1 protein-coding gene is annotated in these 730 nt (G+C 69.7%); it reads right to left on the bottom strand.

Translation table 11 applies throughout. The features are described from left to right. A partial coding sequence (locus IRT45_RS36400) for a TetR family transcriptional regulator (protein WP_194810276.1) occupies positions 1-701 on the bottom strand: 701 nt, incomplete at its 3' end. Positions 702-730: the final 29 nt, after the last annotated feature.

The raw sequence follows: 730 nt of genomic DNA, 5'->3' as shown, positions 1-730 counted from the left end.
TAGTGGGCCGCCGCGGCGGCCTTGCGCAACCCGTCGAGGATGAGGTCCAGGCCGTACAGATATTGCTCCTCCCCGCCGCCGTGTGTGATCACCAGTTCCGGCATCAGATCGGCGATCGTCGGATGGGCCACCGGATCCAGCATCTGCAAGCGACTGGGAATGTTCTCGCCGTCGCGCCGCACCGGAGCGAACACGTGGCGCAGCGCCGAGCCGAAGGTGTACTGCAGCAGTACCACGTAGCCGCGGGCGGTCTCCTGCCGGCCGAGCCCGGCGGCCCGTAACTGGGAGAGCACCAATTCCAGGGCGGCCGTGGCGGTATCGGCGAAGTCGCCGTCGCCGTCGGGTTTCACCGCGAGTACCCGAAGTACCGCCGGGCGTTCCACGAGCAGCCGGTAGAGCGCCTGGCAGCAGGCCCGCACGCGGTCGGCCCAGTCGCCGGAGACGGCCGGGGGATGGAAGCTGTCGAGCACCTGGTCGCGCGCGGCCTGCAGCAGTTCGTCCTTGCTGCGGAAGTAGGTGTAGAGCGTCATCGTGCCGACGCCCAGTTCGGCGGCGAGGGCACGCATGGAGACGCCCTCGCAGTCGGTGTCGTCGAGTATGCGCAGCGCGGCGTCCACGATCGCCTCGGCGCTGAGCGTATGGCGCGGTACTCGGCGGCGGCCGCCCCCGGTGCGGGTTCGTCGGGCGGGCTCAGATGTCACGGCAACGTCTCCGGTCGGGATGAAATCCG

The sequence above is a fragment of the Nocardia sp. BSTN01 genome, assembly GCF_015354405.1.
In the GTDB taxonomy this organism is placed as follows: Bacteria; Actinomycetota; Actinomycetes; order Mycobacteriales; family Mycobacteriaceae; genus Nocardia.
This window is presented reverse-complemented; position numbering and strand designations above follow the sequence as displayed.